At 41.0% G+C, this 17,882-nt stretch carries 15 protein-coding genes; 14 read left to right on the top strand and 1 reads right to left on the bottom strand.

All coding sequences use genetic code 11. The features are described 5' to 3' along the window. The first annotated feature begins 10 nt into the window (after positions 1–10). Both xseB and HMPREF1535_RS06345 read left to right on the top strand, forming a co-directional pair. The gene (xseB, locus tag HMPREF1535_RS06350) at positions 11–208 is read left to right on the top strand and encodes an exodeoxyribonuclease VII small subunit (RefSeq protein ID WP_046145623.1); all 198 of its coding nucleotides are present in this window, start codon (positions 11–13) and stop codon (positions 206–208) included. Further along, positions 208–939, top strand: coding sequence for a 2-C-methyl-D-erythritol 4-phosphate cytidylyltransferase (locus HMPREF1535_RS06345; RefSeq protein WP_046145622.1), 732 nt, complete (start codon positions 208–210; stop codon positions 937–939). The genes xseB and HMPREF1535_RS06345 overlap by 1 nt, the downstream gene beginning before the upstream one ends. Here the strand turns inward: HMPREF1535_RS06345 and HMPREF1535_RS06340 are convergent. Then, positions 896–3,622, bottom strand: coding sequence for a family 78 glycoside hydrolase catalytic domain (locus HMPREF1535_RS06340; RefSeq protein ID WP_046145621.1), 2,727 nt, complete (start codon positions 3,620–3,622; stop codon positions 896–898). The two genes, HMPREF1535_RS06345 and HMPREF1535_RS06340, sit on opposite strands and share 44 nt — an antisense overlap. 239 nt (positions 3,623–3,861) lie before the next feature. On the opposite strand from HMPREF1535_RS06340, the gene HMPREF1535_RS06335 reads away from it, so the two are divergent. The 12 genes from HMPREF1535_RS06335 (at position 3,862) to HMPREF1535_RS06280 (ending at position 17,874) form a co-directional block, all read left to right on the top strand. Continuing rightward, positions 3,862–5,001: an AAA family ATPase gene (locus HMPREF1535_RS06335; RefSeq protein WP_046145620.1), complete on the top strand. Its 1,140-nt coding sequence runs from the start codon at positions 3,862–3,864 to the stop codon at positions 4,999–5,001. Between the two features lie 731 nt (positions 5,002–5,732). Further along, the gene (locus HMPREF1535_RS06330; protein ID WP_046145619.1) at positions 5,733–7,343 is read left to right on the top strand and encodes a tetratricopeptide repeat protein; all 1,611 of its coding nucleotides are present in this window, start codon (positions 5,733–5,735) and stop codon (positions 7,341–7,343) included. 193 nt (positions 7,344–7,536) lie between these two features. After that, positions 7,537–7,869: a DUF3244 domain-containing protein gene (locus HMPREF1535_RS06325; RefSeq protein WP_082150349.1), complete on the top strand. Its 333-nt coding sequence runs from the start codon at positions 7,537–7,539 to the stop codon at positions 7,867–7,869. Positions 7,870–7,907: 38 nt separating this feature from the next. Continuing rightward, the gene (locus HMPREF1535_RS06320) at positions 7,908–9,017 is read left to right on the top strand and encodes a DUF4848 domain-containing protein (RefSeq protein WP_128133108.1); all 1,110 of its coding nucleotides are present in this window, start codon (positions 7,908–7,910) and stop codon (positions 9,015–9,017) included. A 23-nt stretch (positions 9,018–9,040) separates the two neighbouring features. After that, entirely contained in the window at positions 9,041–9,739 is a 699-nt protein-coding gene (locus HMPREF1535_RS06315) for a porin family protein (protein ID WP_082150348.1), read from the top strand. Positions 9,740–10,065: 326 nt separating this feature from the next. Beyond that, positions 10,066–10,671: an outer membrane beta-barrel protein gene (locus HMPREF1535_RS25050; RefSeq protein ID WP_052716663.1), complete on the top strand. Its 606-nt coding sequence runs from the start codon at positions 10,066–10,068 to the stop codon at positions 10,669–10,671. Positions 10,672–10,679: 8 nt separating this feature from the next. Further along, on the top strand, positions 10,680–11,144 hold the full coding sequence (locus HMPREF1535_RS06305; RefSeq protein WP_235438339.1) for a hypothetical protein: 465 nt from the start codon (positions 10,680–10,682) through the stop codon (positions 11,142–11,144). Positions 11,145–11,290: 146 nt separating this feature from the next. Continuing rightward, entirely contained in the window at positions 11,291–12,376 is a 1,086-nt protein-coding gene (locus HMPREF1535_RS06300) for a PDDEXK nuclease domain-containing protein (protein ID WP_046145615.1), read from the top strand. 25 nt (positions 12,377–12,401) lie between these two features. Then, positions 12,402–14,498, top strand: a complete 2,097-nt coding sequence (recG, locus tag HMPREF1535_RS06295) for an ATP-dependent DNA helicase RecG (RefSeq protein ID WP_046145614.1) — start codon at positions 12,402–12,404, stop codon at positions 14,496–14,498. 208 nt (positions 14,499–14,706) lie between these two features. Beyond that, on the top strand, positions 14,707–15,954 hold the full coding sequence (locus HMPREF1535_RS06290) for a M23 family metallopeptidase (RefSeq protein WP_007655755.1): 1,248 nt from the start codon (positions 14,707–14,709) through the stop codon (positions 15,952–15,954). A 93-nt stretch (positions 15,955–16,047) separates the two neighbouring features. Continuing rightward, the gene (locus tag HMPREF1535_RS06285; protein ID WP_007655754.1) at positions 16,048–16,593 is read left to right on the top strand and encodes a DUF1599 domain-containing protein; all 546 of its coding nucleotides are present in this window, start codon (positions 16,048–16,050) and stop codon (positions 16,591–16,593) included. A 3-nt stretch (positions 16,594–16,596) separates the two neighbouring features. Then, positions 16,597–17,874 (top strand): BT_3928 family protein, encoded by a 1,278-nt coding sequence (locus HMPREF1535_RS06280; protein ID WP_007655753.1) that lies wholly within the window; start codon positions 16,597–16,599, stop codon positions 17,872–17,874. The last annotated feature ends 8 nt before the right edge of the window (positions 17,875–17,882 follow it).

Below are 17,882 nucleotides of genomic sequence, written 5' to 3'. Positions count from 1 at the left end.
ATTCCGAAATATGACAAAGAAAGAAGAAACATACAATGAAGCGGTAGAGAAACTCCGTAAAATTGTGGCCGATATAGAGAACGGTGAGCTGGATGTGGATGTCCTTTCAGAGAAGGTGAAAGAGGCTACCCGGCTGATTAAGTTATGCAAGGAGAAACTGTATAAGGTAGACGAAGAAGTCAAAAAGGTATTGGAGGAACTGGAGTAATGCGCAAATATGTATTGATCGTGGCCGGAGGGAAAGGTCTCCGGATGGGAGGCGATTTGCCTAAGCAGTTCATTCCGCTGGAAGGTAAACCGATCCTGATGCATACGTTGGAAGCCTTCCATCGCTGGGATAATGCGGCAGAATTGCTGCTGGTCCTTCCCGAAGATCACCAGCCTTACTGGAATATGCTTTGCCGGGAGATCGGGTGTAAGGCGCCTCACCGGATAGCGAATGGCGGTGAGACCCGGTTTCATTCCGTTCGGAACGGATTACAATTCCTTTCGGAAGAAATTGGAAATGCATCCGGACGAAATGAAAAAGTCTTGATCGCGGTACATGACGGTGTACGTCCGTTTGTCTCTCCCGAAGTAATCTGTGCCTGTTTTGATGAGGCAGAAAAAAGCGGAGCTGCTATTCCGGTTATGCCGATGATCGACTCGTTGCGTGAAACCGATGAAAACGGTTCGCATCCGGTAGACCGTAGCCGTTATGTAGCTGTACAGACACCGCAGGTTTTTCGCAGTGATATTTTGCTGGAAGCATACGAACAACCGTTCACATCTCTTTTCACGGATGACGCTTCGGTTGTTGAGGCTGCCGGAATACCGGTCCGGTTGGTAACCGGCAACCGTGAGAATATCAAAATAACGACCCCGTTCGATCTGCTGATAGCACAGGGATTGCTTCTTAATCAGTCTCAAAACAATATTTTCCGGAAGACACCTCCATAACCGCATAACCATCCTGTATCCCGTTGTACTTAACGCCTTTTGCCTGTTTGATGCCGGAGCGGCATTCTTTTACCGTCTTTCCGGAAATAACCGGCAGATAGACTGTGGCACGGCTTCCAACAGGTATTTCAACGTCCATTTTGAACGTATTATTTTGTTTTTCCCAATTCACAGCCGCCTGTCCGAAAGGGGTACGGGTAGAGTAGGAAGCATAGTTGATCGCTTTAGGAGGATAAGGTTTTATGATGATGTGTTTATAGCCGGGTTCCTGTTGGTCGCTATTCAGTCCTGCCATCTTCCTGTAAAACCAGGTAAAGCCGCCACCGAACATCGGGTGGTTGCGCGAGTTGTTGCCGTTCCATTCTTCCCAGGTCGTTGTGGCTCCCTGTGAAATCCACCATCCGTAACCAGGCATATCCTTTTTATTCATTGCTTCATAGGCCAGTTCGTTCATTCCGTTGTCTGCCAATGTCTCAAAAAAGAACTGAGTACCGAAAATACCTGTGTATAAGTGTCCGTTATGGGCGCGCACTTCTTCCCGTACCGTTTCCTGTACATCTTTCTTTACTTCATCCGGAACTCCCATTACCAGAGCGAAGATATTGCTGCCCGAAGGACCATATGTTTTAGTCACCGGATTATAGAAACGTTTGTGGAAAGCCTGCCGTGTTTTCTCTGCCAGAGCGGAGAAAAGGCTTGCATCCTTTTTCTCTCCCAGTGCTGATGCCGCTTTTGCCGTAAGATCGGCACAACGCCAGAGATAGAATGTATGAACTAGGTCTTTCGGAGGGAATCCGTCTGCCGGGCACCATTCTCCCAGGTTGTGCCATTCGCTGACGTTTCCGTTGCTTTTTATCTGCGAAAGCATGATGCCGTCGGAATCTACCCAGGTTTGCATGTACCGGAGCTGTTCTTTCATTCCGGTGTAATTGGCAGCCAGCAAATCTTTATCTGCATAATGCAGATAAAACTCCCACGGCATAATGTTCATAGCTGCTCCCCATGCCACGCCGCCTCCGCAGCCGGGCTGCCAGGGTGCACCGTTCGGAACATAACCGGTCGCTTTATTCTGGGCAAGCAATATGTCTTTGATCCATTTGGTATATAAAGCTGCGGCATCATAGTTGTGCATGACAGTGACGCAAGCCACCTGTCCGTCGCCGGTATAGGCAGAACGTTCCCGATGGGGACAGTCGCTGATAATACTGCCGTGTGAGTTGTCTGTCAGGCTTCGTCTCCATATCTTATTGATCTGGTTGAAAAGAGGGTTCGAGCATTCGAAATGTCCGGTCGTTTCAATTTCCGTATATACGGCTTCTGCTGTCAGGTTATCCTCCCGGAGTTCACCCGGCCAGTTGATGATCTCCGCTTCCCGGAAAACAAACCAGGTGAAGCGGGCGGCATACGATTCCGGTCCGCCGCCTTTCATTGTGTAAGAGTTTGATCCGTTGGGTGATTCACAGATATAACGTATCTCTACCTTTCTGCCTGCCTCTCCCTGCATATTGTGCAGATGTACCCAGCCGGATATTTCTTCTCCGAAATCGACTTTATAATTTCCGTTTTCCAGTCGTGTGATCTTTTTCGGTTTCAAGACTTCCATTACCTTGTCGGAATGAGACATCTGTGCCTGTAGTTCACCTTCCGGCGCTTTCCGTACGACGGCAGACTCCCATCCGTTAGCCGGTTTGTCCGGCGAACACCAATCCGGCTGTTCCAACCGGGCGTCATAATGTTCTCCCTGGTAAATTCCATCTAAGACAATGGCGCTACGCGATACTTTCCAGGAAGTGTCCGATGTGATGACCTCCTCGCTGCCGTCGGTGTAGCCGATATGTAACTGCGCGATCAGGCGTGGCGATCCGTAGGGCATCGTCCAGCTTAGTGCCGCATTATAGAAGCCGTTACCTAACAGGCAGCCGAGTGCATTTTTACCTTGTTTCAACGCTTCTTTCAGGTCGTAGCAGAGATAGAGGACATTATAGCCTCTGAAATTATCGTCGAGGGTCACACGGGTTACATCCAGGTCGTCCCGTTTCCCATAATTGGTCTGGTTGGGGACCAGAACGTCGTTGCCGACTTTTTCTCCGTTCAGATATAATTCAAAATAACCCAATCCGCTGATATAGATTTTTGCTGAAGCTATTTCTTTGGAAACGGTAAAATCTTTTCGGAAGAGTGGGGCAGGGGGAAGTGTTTTGTCTGCTGATTTTGCCGTGGCTTCTTCGCCTTGCCAGGGGACACCGATCCATTGTGCTTTCCATTCATCGGCATTCAGCAATCCCATATTCCAGCGGGCAGGTTCACTCCAGTCCGATATTTTTCCGTTGGCATCCCAAACACGGACTTGCCACCAGCATTCCTGTCTCGATTGTAGCGGCTTTCCTTCGTAACGAACCAGAAAGGACTGGCTGCTTTTTTTCTTACCACTGTCCCAAAGGTCGGCCTGTTCTTTTTTCAGTTTATCGGCCGATGAAGCAACCCGTATCTGATAGGCGGTCTGCTGTTGTCCTCGTTCGCCGGGAGCGGCTGTATTGATCCACGACAACCGGGGATGCCGGGCATCTGTAACGGAGGGATCGACCAGATATTCACAGGTGAGCCTGACAGGAGTAAGAGTTGCATTTGCTGTCAAAACAAAAAGAAATGACAAAAGAATTGAAATACCGGACTTAAGTTTCATATTGACAAAGTTTAGTTTCACATGGATTAGGACAAATGTATATGATTTTTGTCGATGCTCAAATAGTAAACCCGTACTTGTGTCAGATTTGATAAGAAAATTATCAAAATCCAAAACTATACCGACTGTCGATAGGGCGGCAAGGTTTGTGCTTGTTAATAAAAAGTATCATACAAAATGTATCATACAAAATGTATGATAAAAAAGTGTATATTTGTAATTCATAAAACTTATGCAATATGGCTTTTAGTAGTGTAAATCCTTTTCCAATAACAGGTTATATCGGTAAATCATTTTTCTGTGATCGGGAATATGAATTAATGACTTTAAAAAAACAGGTCGAAAATAATATAAATACGACGCTTATCTCTCTGCGAAGATTGGGAAAATCGTCGTTAATACATCGTTTGTTTGAGGATTTGAGAGTTGATAACACTTGTCATTGTATATATGTAGACATATATCCTACACAGAATTTGAAAGAATTTACGGAAAATCTGTCACAAGCCATTTTGCAACAAATTCCGGAACACAAAAGTTTCGGAAAGCGTTTTCTTGATTTGTTGAAGGGATTTCATCCGGTCATTTCGTATGACCCTTTGACTGGGGCACCAGAAGTTAGTTTTGGGTTTACTGAGATGAAAACTACAGAAAAGACACTTACCGGTATATTTCAGTTCTTGGAAAACGAAGCTCAGCAGGCAGTAGTCGCAATTGACGAGTTTCAGCAAGTTGCTAATTATCCGGAGGTAAATACAGAAGCATTACTTCGTTCACGGATACAGAACCTGCAGAAGACACGATTTATTTTTAGTGGAAGTAACAAACATATGATGGCAGAAATATTTAATAGTGCCAAGCGCCCGTTTTTTTCAAGTACACAAATGATGTATTTGAATCCTATTTCGCAGGATGCATATTATACTTTTATAAAAAATAAGTTTGAAGAGGGTGGGAAAAAAATAGATGACGAAGCGATCGGTTTCATTCTCGAATGGACGAGGCTACATACTTATTACACACAGGTTATTTGTAATAACACGTATGCTTTACCGTTAAAAAATATCCGTTTGGAAGATGTCAAGCAGGTTTGCAGTAATCTTTTATTATCTCAGCAAGCCACTTATGTTCAATACCGTCAGTTGTTAAGTCCTGTGCAATGGCAACTTTTGATTGCGATCGCCAAAGAAAGAAAAGTGTATCAGCCTCAGTCTAAGACATTCATACAGAAATATAAGATAGGAACACCTGCTAATTCCAAACGAGCACTCGATGCTTTGCTGGAAAAGGAAATGATTTACCGGGAGGAAGATGTTCGTGATTTATGGTACCAGGTATATGATGTATTTCTGTCCCGCTGGCTTGAATTGACTTTTTGATAGTATGTCTAAATGTTTACCCTTAATGGAGCTGGCGTCAAGACTTGTCAACAAGGGGGTAAATGGGGATAGAAGAATTATCAAAATGTAAAATAAGGCCTCTTGTCAGTGAGTTGTATGAGGGCTTTATAGGGAAGATGAATTTTTACTCGTTTTATTCGTTATAAGTGAATATCATTATTTTTATATTTACTTGATGTGGGTATCTTTATGATTTTATTTATAACGCATATGTAGGGATTGGTAGAATGAATGGTGTTATCTGTGTGAATTTGCTGTTTGGATTTTGTATGTATTATTGCTCTTTCTAGAAAGAAAAACTGTTTTTTAACATGTCTTTGTGCATGAAAAAGAATGCTCTAAAAGCGCTTTTTTCGACTGCAATCAATAAAAAACTCGTTTTAAACGGAGTTCAACTTCATTTAAAACGAAAAAAATTTTGCTTTAAACGGAGTTGAAATTTGTTTTAAGTGAATAGTTGGAATTGATATTGGCTGATTATATGTTAAATAGTGTATTTATTTCCATTCTATTTTGTCCGTTTTGTGAAAAATGGCGGATATGAAATTTGTGCAAAATGCATTATTCTGATATTGGTTAGGTAAAAAGGATGTCTTTTTGATAATAGGGAAATTCTGATTGGTGTTTTTATTTTGAATATACTTGCTGTTAATTTGTGCATTAAATATTTAATTCGGATATTGCAGTTCGAATAACACACAAGTATTGATATGAAAAACGCCATATTACTATTTATCCTTTTCTGTTTGTTCTTTTCCTGTAAAAGTAACAATGAAATTAATTTAAAGATACAAGAAGCGGAAGAATTGATTCGGGCTGAACAGCCGGATAGTGCTTTTGCCTTGTTGGAAAGTATTACCAATCCGGAGGTGTTGAGTGATAAGGTATTTGCTCATTTCTGCATGGTTTCTGCCGGTTTATCCGAACAGTTGTGTGAAGACATGCCGTTCGTGCCGCAAATGGAGCGAGCAAATGATTATTACGAAAAACACGGCTCTCTGGAAGAAAAGATGAATAGCTTACTGTATCTGGGGATGGCTTACGAGGGGGAGACCGATTATGAATGGGCGATGAAATCCTATCTGAGCGCGGTAGAGTTGGCGAAAAAAGCAAAAAACTATCGGCTGGTGGGGAAATTGTATAATAAGATGGCTCAGTTGCATGATTTTGATGACAATTACGAAGAAGCGAAACTTTGCCATCTCTCGAGTGGAGAATATTACCTGAAAGGGAATGATAGTGTGAATTATATTTATTCGATTCGGGATATAGGATGGATACATCTATTGAAAGAAGAATATGACGAGGCTTTGGAATATCATCAGAAAGCCTATCGATTGGCTTTGCCTTTGAATGATTCGTTGTTATTGAGTTCTTTGACGAACCGGTTGGGAATTAATTATGAAGAAATGAAAAACTATGCATTGGCAGAAAAATTTTTATTTCAATCGATTGCTTATGATGAGGCGGGTAGTGCACCGACTTATTTGGCATTGGCTGGTTTGTATACGGGGGAAGGTCAATATGATAAAGCGCGTACATATATTGAAATGGTAGTTTTGCATAAAACAGCCAAGCGTCCTTTGACCGGTGGTATATTGTATCAATCGTATATGTTGGAAAAAGAATTGGGTAATTATAGTTTGGCTTTAGATTATTATGAGCGTTTTAACCATATTGCTGATTCTGTAGCTGAATTGCAATCGCAAATGGACTTGTTGAAGGTGGAAAAGCGATATGAATATGCAGAGGTATTGAATCGGAATACTATTTTGGAATTAAAGTATTCTCGAAATATTATTGGGGGAATTTTGTTGTTGATATTTATTCTTATTGGTTTTTATATTTATAAGAAAAGATTAGATAAGGCAAATGAAAAATTGAAAAAGGAACAAGAGGGAATTGTTAAAAAAATGCAAGAAAAAGAGTTGAAGGTACAAGGCTTAAGCAAACAAGTCTTGAGCATTCGAGAGGGTATATTGGAAAATACGGAAACATATAAAAAGATCATGCAGAATGCTTGTTCGGTAGAGGAGGCTAAAAAGAATCCGTTGACGAATGAGGACTGGTTGTCGTTGTACGGATCATTAAAAATAACTTATCCGTTTTTCATGGATGGATTGGAACAGCAACTCCCTGGGTTGACAGAGGAGGAAAGGCATTTTTGTTGTTTGTTGAAGTTAGGGTTGGACAACCAGCAATTGGCAATCTTTCTGGATATACAATCTACTTCGGTCGATCGCAGGCGTTATCGGATCCGTAAAAAGGGGAAATTTGAAAATACACAAACAACATTGGAAGAGTTGATTGCTGCGCTTTAGAGATCTCTTTAAGATAGGTGAAAGACCCTCTGTACATATATTGTTGTATGTACAGAGGGTCTTTGTTTATTGATAATCAATTCGTTATACGCTTGTCGCGGTAAAGTGGCCTGTACATGTGTTTGCCGCTTAAAGGTCTTGTGTCCTAGTTTTATCTCTCTACTTTTGCCATAGATTATAAAACACAAAAGAAATGAAAAGATGTTTGTTAGTTGCGATGTTGCTCTGCGTAACAATTGCAGGTTTTGCAAAAAGGGAGAAGATCTATTTAAATGATAGACGTCGTTCTTTAATGCCTCCGATCGAAGCCTATATTGATGGGCAGGTATTAGAGTTGGGAATTTCAGACGAGTTAAAGACATTGGATATAGTAATAGAAGATGTTGCAGGAAATATAGTTTTTGACTCTTCTATTGAAGGATATAGTAGAACCATTCCTTTGGAGTTGGATTTGAAAAAAGGAACCTATATCATTATTGTTCTTAGTGATGAGTATAAACTATGGGGAAATTTTTCTATAGAATAGAATTATTATTGTATTATTAATTATATAAATTACATTTTATGAATAAGTTAATTATGTTTATTGGTACATGTTTGTTTTCATGTGCATTATTTTCTTGTGGAGAAAATAGCGTTTTAGAAGAAGTTGATAATAGTGGTGATGCTCCACAGACTAAATCATCAGTAGATGTCCCTTGCTATGTTCAAGGAGATGGTTCGCTTTGTTTTAGAAGTACAAAAGATTATTTTGCTGTAACTGACTCGCTTATTAAGTTAACAGATCAGGAGTTAAATAATTGGGAAAAGACAATGGGATTTGTTTCTTATCGATCCTATGTGAATAAATTCGTTAATGAGGTAGAAGAAGCATATAACGATGAGGATTTTGATAAATTCGATCAATTATTAAATAAGTATGCTGAATATATTTATTTGGATACAGACAGTCTTGTTAAGCCGGTTATTAAATCAAAGACTTATCAGTGTATTACAAATAAAGATGGTGTGTTTTACTTAGGAGATGTGAAAAATGTAGTAGATGAGACTTCTGTTTATTCTATAGGGAAAGAACGTTCTATGTCTCCAAGAATTTCTTATGTAATGACTGGGAATGCAAGAGAAGTAACCGATGTTATTGGATATAAAGAATATAGTTATAAAAAAGCAGACTATACAAAGATGGTAATTACATCATGTTCGTTACTTAGAAATGTAGTGTTAACTGATACTCAGGGGACAAATGAGGCTTGTATACAATTCCATATTTTTGTTGATGGAAAAAGGAAAAAGGGAAGTTGGAAGCATTATTCAACATCGTATGCCGTGGAGCAAATAGAATGTGTATTTAAAAACATACCTTTAACTGTTAATGAGGATCAAACATTAAAATCGATTGGTGACTTTGAACTTTCTCATCCCGGGTTGGATGAGGCTGATGTGTCTGATAATCACACATTTGTGTATAATTTAGGTTTAAGTGTTAGGAATTATACGAAACCTGTCCAACATGCAGCTTGCATACATTATAAGGCAATAACCGGAGGTACAAATCCGGAAGGTCTCGGTTACAATTATGCGAATGGAAAATATGGTATGGATGAAGACCATAATGCTGGTAATTGTGCTAAAAAAGTATGTGATGAGCATGACAATGTACATTCTGGAGAATGATTAATTCAGTATACTGAAATTGTATGAAAACAAAATTTTACATCATGCTTGTACTAATTCTTTTTAGTGCAGCAAAAATGAGTGCTCAATTTCGTTTGGGGGCAGAAATTGGAATGAATGTTTCTTCTTTGGCTATTATTGCCAATTCACATAACGTAGATGTTACAGGAGGAGTTTCTGTCGACTATTTGTTTAAGAATGGAGTTATGCTACAATCCGGATTATCTTATTCGAGTAAAGGTGCTTCCGGATTATGGGATCGATATAATTATTCGTCTGTATTAAGGCATGCTAATATCCATTTGGGGTATCTTGAGATTCCTTTAATGGTCGGTTATCGGATTCCTTTAATGGAAAAGGTACATTTGGTGCCTTCTATTGGAACATACTTTGCCTGTGGTGTAGTTGGTTCTGGTGATCTTGATATTATTGTTTCAGATGAAAGTGGAAGTACTCGCCCCGCTGAAACCTGGGATAATCCATTTAAAGACTTTAAAAAAGAAGGATTTGTAGATACGGAAATCAAAGCATTTGATCGTTTTGACTCCGGACTGCGTTTTGGACTGTCTGGTGAAATATCTGATTTTGTCATTTCTTTTGCTTATGATCTGGGACTAAAGAAAGTATGGTCTGGTTTTGATACTCCAAGTTATAAAACTTCAACTCATAAGATGAAAAACAGAACAGCCAGTATTTCTGTTGGTTATAAATTCTCTTTGTAAGAGAAATCTGTTTTATATCAAAGGAGGTGCCAAAAGTCTGTTTTGTCATGGCGGACTTGATCCGCCAACTCATACTACACTGATTATAGCGCTTAGTATGCGATCCTGGGTCAAGCCCGGGATGACAGGATCGTGACTTTTGACACACTTTCTTACTTTTGACAGAAAAATCTATATCTCTTTATTTTCTTAATGTGTATGTGCTTTTTCTGTGTGATTAATCGATAAGTTTAAAACTTATTCTTAGTTTTGCAAACGAAGGAATATTTGTAGTGATATTTGCGAGATGTTGATTGTGTTTATTTATTAATTAAATAATGTGGCGTATGAAAAAGCATTTATTATTTCTTTTTCTTTTGGTGGCTATGAGTAGCCATGCACAGTTGAGAACAGGTTTACTGGTAGGGGGTGGTTTGGGATTTGACAGAAATGTAGCTCCCAATATGAAGAATCCCGATATTATTGAAAAAGTAGCTAAGGGGACAAAACTCTTTGAAGATTACAAGTTTAATTTACAGCTGGGCTATCGTTTCCGTATTGAAGACAAGAAACATACCCGGTGGTTCTATGATATTGATCCGCTGGTTAATGCCAAAATGTTTAAATCGAAAGATGTCAGGTCTGATGCAGGTCGTGTTGAGGCGAACGATGCGAATCTTTCACTCGCCTTGTCTTCTTCCGTTAATTATAAGATCGTGAAAGGCTTATATGCAGGTCTAGGACTGGAGCCTACCTGGTATGTGGCTTCCGACGGGAAGAAGTTTGATATTCCGCTTTTATGGAAAGTCGGTTATAATATCAATAATAAGATCGATATCTCTGTGAACTACCGGTTAGGCTTTACAAATACGATAGATACCGAGAAGTTCAGGAAGGGACAAATTTCCGATTGTAATATATCTGTATTTATCCCGTTTACACTTTGTAAATAAATGAATATATGATGAAAAAGACACTGGTATTAATTGTTATTGCATTGTTCTCTGTTTTTAATTGTGTACAGGCCGCTGATATAGAGGCACGTACCGGTATAATGGGTGGAGATGTATGGGGGCTTCATGCGGGAGCCTATATAAACTTTCCGCAATCAACATTATTTTCAATTCAGACCGGGGTGTTGTTGCATACGGCAAATAGGTCGGCAATCGGCAATTCGGATACATGGGATATTGATTTTAATATCCCGGTTTATGCATCATTCCACATTCCATTGAAGGAAAAGGCAAATCTTCGTCTGAATGGAGGCGCTTATTTTGGTACGGGGCCGGAAGTTCAGGTAGGTGCTACGGCAGAAGTCAGTGTTGAAATGAAAAGAGTCTTTGTCGGCGTTAACTGCTTCCAGAACTGTATAAATGAACAGGAGTTCCTGTTTGGACTATATGTCGGATACAAATTCAAATTGTAATAAAAGCAGAGTATCTTACTGAAAATGTGAGATACTCTGTTTTCTTATTTGCATAATGCCCATAAAAATGATAAATTCGCTGTCCAAATAGACAGCTATGTTCGATTCAGACCGATGCTGTACTATTGAAAAATCCGTAAAGAAATATGAAAGATTCAGAGATGTCAAATTCGCAAACAATAGAGGTTTTATATGATAAAATCTCTATGTTGATAGAGTCGACTCGTAGACAACTAGCTACAGCTATAAATGTGGCTATGGTGTATACAAACTATGAAATAGGACGTTATATTGTGGAAGAAGAACAGCAGGGAGCTTCTCGTGCGGAGTATGGTAAAGCTACATTGAAAGAATTGTCAAATAGGCTTTCGCAACAATTTGGCAATGGATATTCTTACCCGAATTTGAAGAGAATCAGACAGTTTTATGTAACTTATTCTAATAAGCTCAACAGTGTTGAGCCAATTGAAACGGAGATTTTATCAGGGCAGACCGTCCAGTTTACTCTTAGCTGGTCACATTATCTTGTTCTTATGCGGATAGAAAATCCTGAAGAACGAAATTTTTATGAAATAGAATGCGGCAAACAGAATTGGAGTGTACGACAATTAAGTAGACAAATTGGATCAAGTTTATATGAACGATTAGCATTAAGCCGAAACAAGAACGAGGTAATGCGTTTGGCAATAGAAGGGCAGACATTAGAGAAATCATCTGATATAATAAAGAATCCATTGACTTTGGAATTTTTGGGGTTGAGAATAGATGCTGCTTATAGTGAGAGTAAGCTTGAAAATGCGATCATAGGAAAATTGCAAGACTTTCTATTGGAGTTAGGAAAAGGTTTTTTATTTGAAGCGCGTCAGAAGCGTTTTACTTTTAACGAGCAACATTTCTTTGTTGATTTGGTTTTTTATAATCGATTGTTACAATGCTATGTTCTCATAGACTTGAAAGTTGATAAATTAACACATCAGGATTTAGGACAAATGCAGATGTATGTCAATTTCTTTGATCGTTATGTAAAGATGGATTTTGAGAAACCGACGATTGGTATTTTGCTTTGTCAGGAGAAAAATGATGCTTTAGTCAAACTCACTCTACCAGAGAATGCAAATATTTATGCAACGGAATATGCGCTATATCTTCCGAATAAAAGCTTACTACAAAGAAAATTGAAGGAATGGATTGATGAGTTTGAAGATAAAGGCGATGACGATTATGTTTTGTGAATTATATAGACAGAAATAGACAGCTATGCTTGATTTAGACAAACGATCCCTTATGTATCTGCCGGGTGTAGGCCCGAAGAAAGCGGAGATATTACGGAAAGAGGCCGGAATATCTTCGTATGAGGATTTGTTGTTTTATTTCCCGTATAAATATATCGACCGTAGCCGGTTTTATAAGGTTTCCGAAATAACGGGAAATATGCCTTATATCCAACTGAAAGGACGTATTCTGTATTATGACACGGTGGGGGAAGGGCGAACCCGGCGATTGGTGGCTAAATTTACCGATGGCACCGGGACGATCGACCTCGTCTGGTTCAAAGGTCTTAATTATGTGACCGATAAATACAAAACGGGGACAGATTATATTGTTTTCGGCAAACCGACCGAGTTCGGACATATTTATAATATTCCCCATCCCGATATCGATCCGATGGATCAGGCAGACCAGGTGGCAGCCGGTCTGACACCTTTCTATAATACATCGGAAAAAATGAAAAAGTCGTTCCTTAATTCGAGGGCGATACAGAATCTGCAATATACATTACTGAGTTCTTTGAACTGGATATTGCCTGAAACACTTCCGGCAGATGTCCTGTCGCGTATCCGGATGATGCCGTTGAAGGAAGCGATCCGTAATGTCCATTTTCCGGAGTCGACGGAGAAGCTGAGACAGGCACAGTTGCGCTTGAAGTTCGACGAACTGTTTTTTATACAGTTGAATATCCTCCGTACAGCCAGTCTGCGGAAGTTGAAGCTGAAAGGAATCGTATTCCCCACTGTCGGGAATTACTTTAATACATTCTATAAAGATTATCTTCCGTTTGAACTGACCGGTGCACAAAAACGGGTGGTGAAGGAGATCCGTGCCGATATGGGGAGCGGGCGGCAGATGAACCGTCTGTTGCAGGGAGATGTGGGAAGCGGAAAGACGTTGGTCGCTTTACTCTCCATGCTGCTGGCTGTCGATAACCATTGTCAGGCTTGCATGATGGCGCCGACGGAAATACTGGCAACCCAGCATTATGCTACCGTGATGGAATTCCTGAAAGATATGGATATTCGTGTTGCCTTATTGACCGGATCGACGAAAAAGAAGGAGCGTAATAAAATACTTCCGGCCATTGCCAGCGGTGAAATACAGATCGTGATAGGAACGCATGCCCTGATTGAAGAAACTGTGGTATTCTCTTCACTCGGGTTGGCTATTATTGACGAACAACATCGTTTCGGTGTGGAACAACGTTCACGCCTCTGGAAAAAGAATGCAGTTGTCCCTCACGTATTGGTGATGACGGCTACTCCTATTCCCCGGACACTTGCCATGACTTTGTATGGTGATCTGGACGTTTCCGTTATTGATGAGTTACCCCCCGGTCGCAAGCCTATCCAGACAGTGCACCGTTACGATAATAAAAAAGCCCAGTTATATGATTTTCTGCGTAAGGAAATCCAGTTGGGGCGCCAGGTGTATGTTGTTTACCCGCTGATTGAAGGAAGTGAGAAGCTGGACTATAAAAATCTGGAAGACGGTTTCGAAACATTTAAAGAGGTGTTTCCCGAATATAAAGTTTGCATGGTGCATGGGAAAATGAAAGTAGCGGACAAGGAAACCGAAATGCAGAAATTTATTACCGGCGAAGCGCAGATATTGATGGCAACAACTGTTATCGAGGTAGGGGTGAATGTTCCGAATGCCTCTGTGATGGTGATTGAAAGTGCCGAACGTTTCGGTCTGTCACAATTACACCAGTTGCGCGGCAGGGTAGGACGTGGTGCGGAACAATCCTATTGTATCCTGGTCTCTTCTTATAAGCTGAGCAACGATACCCGTAAGCGTCTGGAGATAATGGTGAACAGCAATAACGGTTTTGAGATTGCAGAAGCCGACCTGCACCTTCGCGGACATGGAGATCTGGAAGGAACCCAGCAAAGCGGGGAAGGGCTTGACCTGAAGATTGCGAACCTGGCTGCTGACGGGCAGATATTGCAATATGCGCGGGATATCGCACAGGAAGTCTTGGACAAAGACCCCGAATTACTGTCCGAACCCAACCGGATTTTGAACGAAAGGTTAAAAACACTCTTTACCCGGAAGATAAACTGGAGTATGATTAGCTAATATGTTGTGAAACATGTTTTTGTGTAAGTGTTTGTATTTCAGAAAGAATAGTGCGTCGTTTTGAATTTCTTCACTTTCATTGCGGAAATTTTTCCGGATTGAATTTTGTCAACTTGCTCAAAATAACGAACTTTGGTCAATTTGTAAAAAATAGGGTCTGTTTCACAGCTTATTTTACTTCTGGATTCCATTTCGAAAAATGATAAAAATGAAAATAAGAGCACTACTTTTTATTTGTTGTACTTCCTTTATGGTTTCGGCTGTATCAGCTCAGAAACAAACAGGGACAGATACTCCAAAAGAAACTATACATATAGTAAAAATGGATAAACGCGTATCCGAACTGATGGCTGACCGTGTTACCATCCGTAAAGATATGGGTTTGAAAGAACTGGCAGAGATCAATGCAAGAGTTGATGAATCTCTTGCTGCCAATGAAGCCCTTCTGTTTCCTGCAGATGAATTGTACGGATCGAACTGGGACACCCGTTGGGTAGATCCTTTCCGTGGAGGAGCTAAAGTTGAAATGCCGGATTCCTGCGCTATAGATTGTTCAACATTTATTCTTCCTATCGATACAATGACGCGCGTTACCTCTAAATATGGTCCCCGTCGTCGTCGTATGCATAAAGGAATAGACCTGAAGGTTCAGGTAGGCGATACGATCCGTGCAGCATTTGACGGAAAGGTACGTATCCGTAATTTCGAACGTCGCGGATATGGAAATTACCTGGTGGTTCGCCATCCGAACGGACTTGAAACAGTTTACGGTCACTTATCCAAATCACTTGTTGATGTAAACGACATTGTTCGTGCAGGCGATCCGATCGCATTAGGAGGAAACACCGGACGTTCTACCGGTTCTCATCTTCATTTCGAAACCCGCTTCCTGGGACAGGCTATCAATCCGGCCGACATTATTGATTTCGAAAACTCAGTTCCTCATCAGGATGTTTATGTATTCCATAATATAAAGATTAACGGGCGTAAGAGTAATATTTATACTTCTTCAAGTGACCAGATGGTTTATCACCGTGTGAAATCGGGTGATACACTGGGTAAGATTGCCCGCATGTATGGCACGACAGTTAATGAGCTTTGCCGTTTGAATGGCATCAAGAGTACTTCTATGCTTCGTTTAGGTCAGTCAATCCGTTGTAGTGCCGGAAAAGAAGCGACTGTAGCAGCTAAATCTGCAACCAAAAAGACAAATACGCAAACTGTAGCAAAAGCGGTTAAGACTACAACTGTAGAAGCTGCCACTCCGGTTGCCTCTCTGACTGGAAATGTCAGTGCTGATCAGGAAGCAACACCTGTTTACCACCGCATTAAGAGTGGTGATACCTTGGGTGCTCTGGCTGCTAAATACGGAACAACAGTTGGCAAGTTGTGCGAAATGAATGGTATATCCAAAACTACTGTTTTGAAACTGGGTCGTTCCATCCGCTGTAAATAAGTTATTTTTAAGATAAAGGCAAGGCGCAGATGGAAACTTCATCTGTGCCTTTGTTGTTTTTTTACTATCTTTGCGGCATAATATATTTAGTATATGGCTGATACGAAAGAGCAATTCGAGAAAGTGATCTCCCAATGCCGGGAGTTGTTCGAAAAGAAGTTGAAAGATTACGGTCCCTCCTGGCGGATTATGCGTCCCCTGTCTGTGACCGACCAGATATTTATTAAGGCAAACCGTATCCGCAGCCTCGAGATAAAAGGGGTGAGCATGGTGGACGAAGGGATACGTCCGGAGTTTGTTGCGATCGTTAATTACGGAGTGATCGGACTGATCCAGTTGGCAAAAGGTTTTTCGGATACGACCGATATGACGAATGAGGAAGCGTTGGCATTGTACGATAAGTACATAACGGAAACCAAAGAGTTGATGTATGCCAAGAACCATGATTACGATGAAGCCTGGCGCAGCATGCGTATCAGTTCCTATACCGATCTGATCCTGATGAAGATCTACCGTACCAAACAGATAGAAAGCCATGGTGGCAAGACGATCGTATCGGAAGGTGTGGATGCCAATTATATGGATATGATTAATTACGCCCTGTTCGGTTTGATCAAACTCGAATATGGCGAAGAATAATATATGAACTATAAAGAGACTGCAATAAAGATACTGACAGAGTGCAGCCGTCTGCTGATCGGGGTCGTGTTTATCTTCTCCGGTTTTGTAAAGGCGGTCGATCCGATGGGAGGCGCAATTAAGATAGGCGACTATCTGACTTCTTTCGGGTTGGATATGTTGCAGCCTTTTACTGTCCTGGCATCTTTTGCCCTTTCGGCTGCCGAGTTTGCCATGGGTGTTTGTATGTTGTTAGGGGTATACCGCCGCTACAACTCTTTCCTTGTTTTACTTTTTATGGCGTTCATGACGCCGCTGACGTTGTATCTTGCGATATTCAATCCGGTTTCCGACTGCGGTTGTTTCGGGGATGCAGTCGTTATTACGAATTGGGAGACGTTTTTTAAGAACCTGGTTCTTTCGGCTGCTGCTATTATGGTGTTCATGAACTGCGGCAAGATGTTCCAGTGTTTTACTTATAAAGTTTACTGGTTCGTAGCGTTGTTCTCTTACTTTTTCTGCATTGGGTTTGCTTACTGGAATTACAATCATCTGCCGGTCATGGATTTTCGTCCGTATAAGATCGGGGCAAATATCCCTTCTTTAATGGCAATACCCGATGGCGCTCCCGAAGATGAGTATAAATATACTTTTGTCTATGAGAAAGATGGCGTACAGAAAGAATTTTCTTTGGAAAACTATCCGCAAAATGACAGTGCCTGGACATTTGTTGAGTCGAAGACCGAACTGATAAAGAAAGGGTATGAACCTCCTGTGGCTTCTTTTAATATCTATAATGCCGAAGGAGACGATGTCACCGATGAAATATTACATAATCCGCAGCCGGTTCTGCTGCTGATCGCTCCGAAACTGGAAAAGGCGGATGATGAACAGATCGACGAGATAAACGGAGTGTATGATTATGCGCTGGAATATGAAATGCCATTCTATTGTGTGACCGGTTCCTCTCCTGAAATGATCGATGAATGGAGCGACAATACCGGTGCCGAATATCCGTTCCGTATGGCCGACGAAGTATTATTGAAGACGATCATCCGTTCTAACCCGGGGCTGGTACTGCTGAAAGACGGTACTGTGATGGGCAAATGGCATTATAACGATATCCCGGACGAGGAACATGTAAAGGCTGAGATCGAAGATCATTTGAACCTGAGTGAAACAAAAGAAAAAGAAGATGGCTGGCTTATTACCATTTTATTGACTTTTACCGTACCTTTGCTGCTCGTTTGGGTATATGACTTTTTCCGATTCCGCCGGAGACGGAAAGAGAAGGCTGAATAAAAGATTTT

It is taken from the genome of Parabacteroides goldsteinii DSM 19448 = WAL 12034 (genome assembly GCF_000969835.1).
In the GTDB taxonomy this organism is placed as follows: domain Bacteria; phylum Bacteroidota; class Bacteroidia; order Bacteroidales; family Tannerellaceae; genus Parabacteroides; species Parabacteroides goldsteinii.
This window is presented reverse-complemented; position numbering and strand designations above follow the sequence as displayed.

Bases quoted from the DNA above. Each gene is read 5' to 3' on its own strand.
- HMPREF1535_RS06345 (WP_046145622.1), top strand. From the start codon at position 208: ATGCGCAAATATGTATTGATCGTGGCCGGAGGGAAAGGTCTCCGGATG.
- HMPREF1535_RS06305 (WP_235438339.1), top strand. From the start codon at position 10,680: ATGATGAAAAAGACACTGGTATTAATTGTTATTGCATTGTTCTCTGTT.
- HMPREF1535_RS06290 (WP_007655755.1), top strand. From the start codon at position 14,707: ATGAAAATAAGAGCACTACTTTTTATTTGTTGTACTTCCTTTATGGTT.
- xseB (WP_046145623.1), top strand. From the start codon at position 11: ATGACAAAGAAAGAAGAAACATACAATGAAGCGGTAGAGAAACTCCGT.
- HMPREF1535_RS06325 (WP_082150349.1), top strand. From the start codon at position 7,537: ATGAAAAGATGTTTGTTAGTTGCGATGTTGCTCTGCGTAACAATTGCA.
- HMPREF1535_RS06340 (WP_046145621.1), bottom strand. From the start codon at position 3,622: ATGAAACTTAAGTCCGGTATTTCAATTCTTTTGTCATTTCTTTTTGTT.
- HMPREF1535_RS25050 (WP_052716663.1), top strand. From the start codon at position 10,066: ATGAAAAAGCATTTATTATTTCTTTTTCTTTTGGTGGCTATGAGTAGC.
- HMPREF1535_RS06285 (WP_007655754.1), top strand. From the start codon at position 16,048: ATGGCTGATACGAAAGAGCAATTCGAGAAAGTGATCTCCCAATGCCGG.
- recG (WP_046145614.1), top strand. From the start codon at position 12,402: ATGCTTGATTTAGACAAACGATCCCTTATGTATCTGCCGGGTGTAGGC.
- HMPREF1535_RS06315 (WP_082150348.1), top strand. From the start codon at position 9,041: ATGAAAACAAAATTTTACATCATGCTTGTACTAATTCTTTTTAGTGCA.
- HMPREF1535_RS06300 (WP_046145615.1), top strand. From the start codon at position 11,291: ATGAAAGATTCAGAGATGTCAAATTCGCAAACAATAGAGGTTTTATAT.
- HMPREF1535_RS06320 (WP_128133108.1), top strand. From the start codon at position 7,908: ATGAATAAGTTAATTATGTTTATTGGTACATGTTTGTTTTCATGTGCA.
- HMPREF1535_RS06280 (WP_007655753.1), top strand. From the start codon at position 16,597: ATGAACTATAAAGAGACTGCAATAAAGATACTGACAGAGTGCAGCCGT.
- HMPREF1535_RS06335 (WP_046145620.1), top strand. From the start codon at position 3,862: ATGGCTTTTAGTAGTGTAAATCCTTTTCCAATAACAGGTTATATCGGT.
- HMPREF1535_RS06330 (WP_046145619.1), top strand. From the start codon at position 5,733: ATGAAAAACGCCATATTACTATTTATCCTTTTCTGTTTGTTCTTTTCC.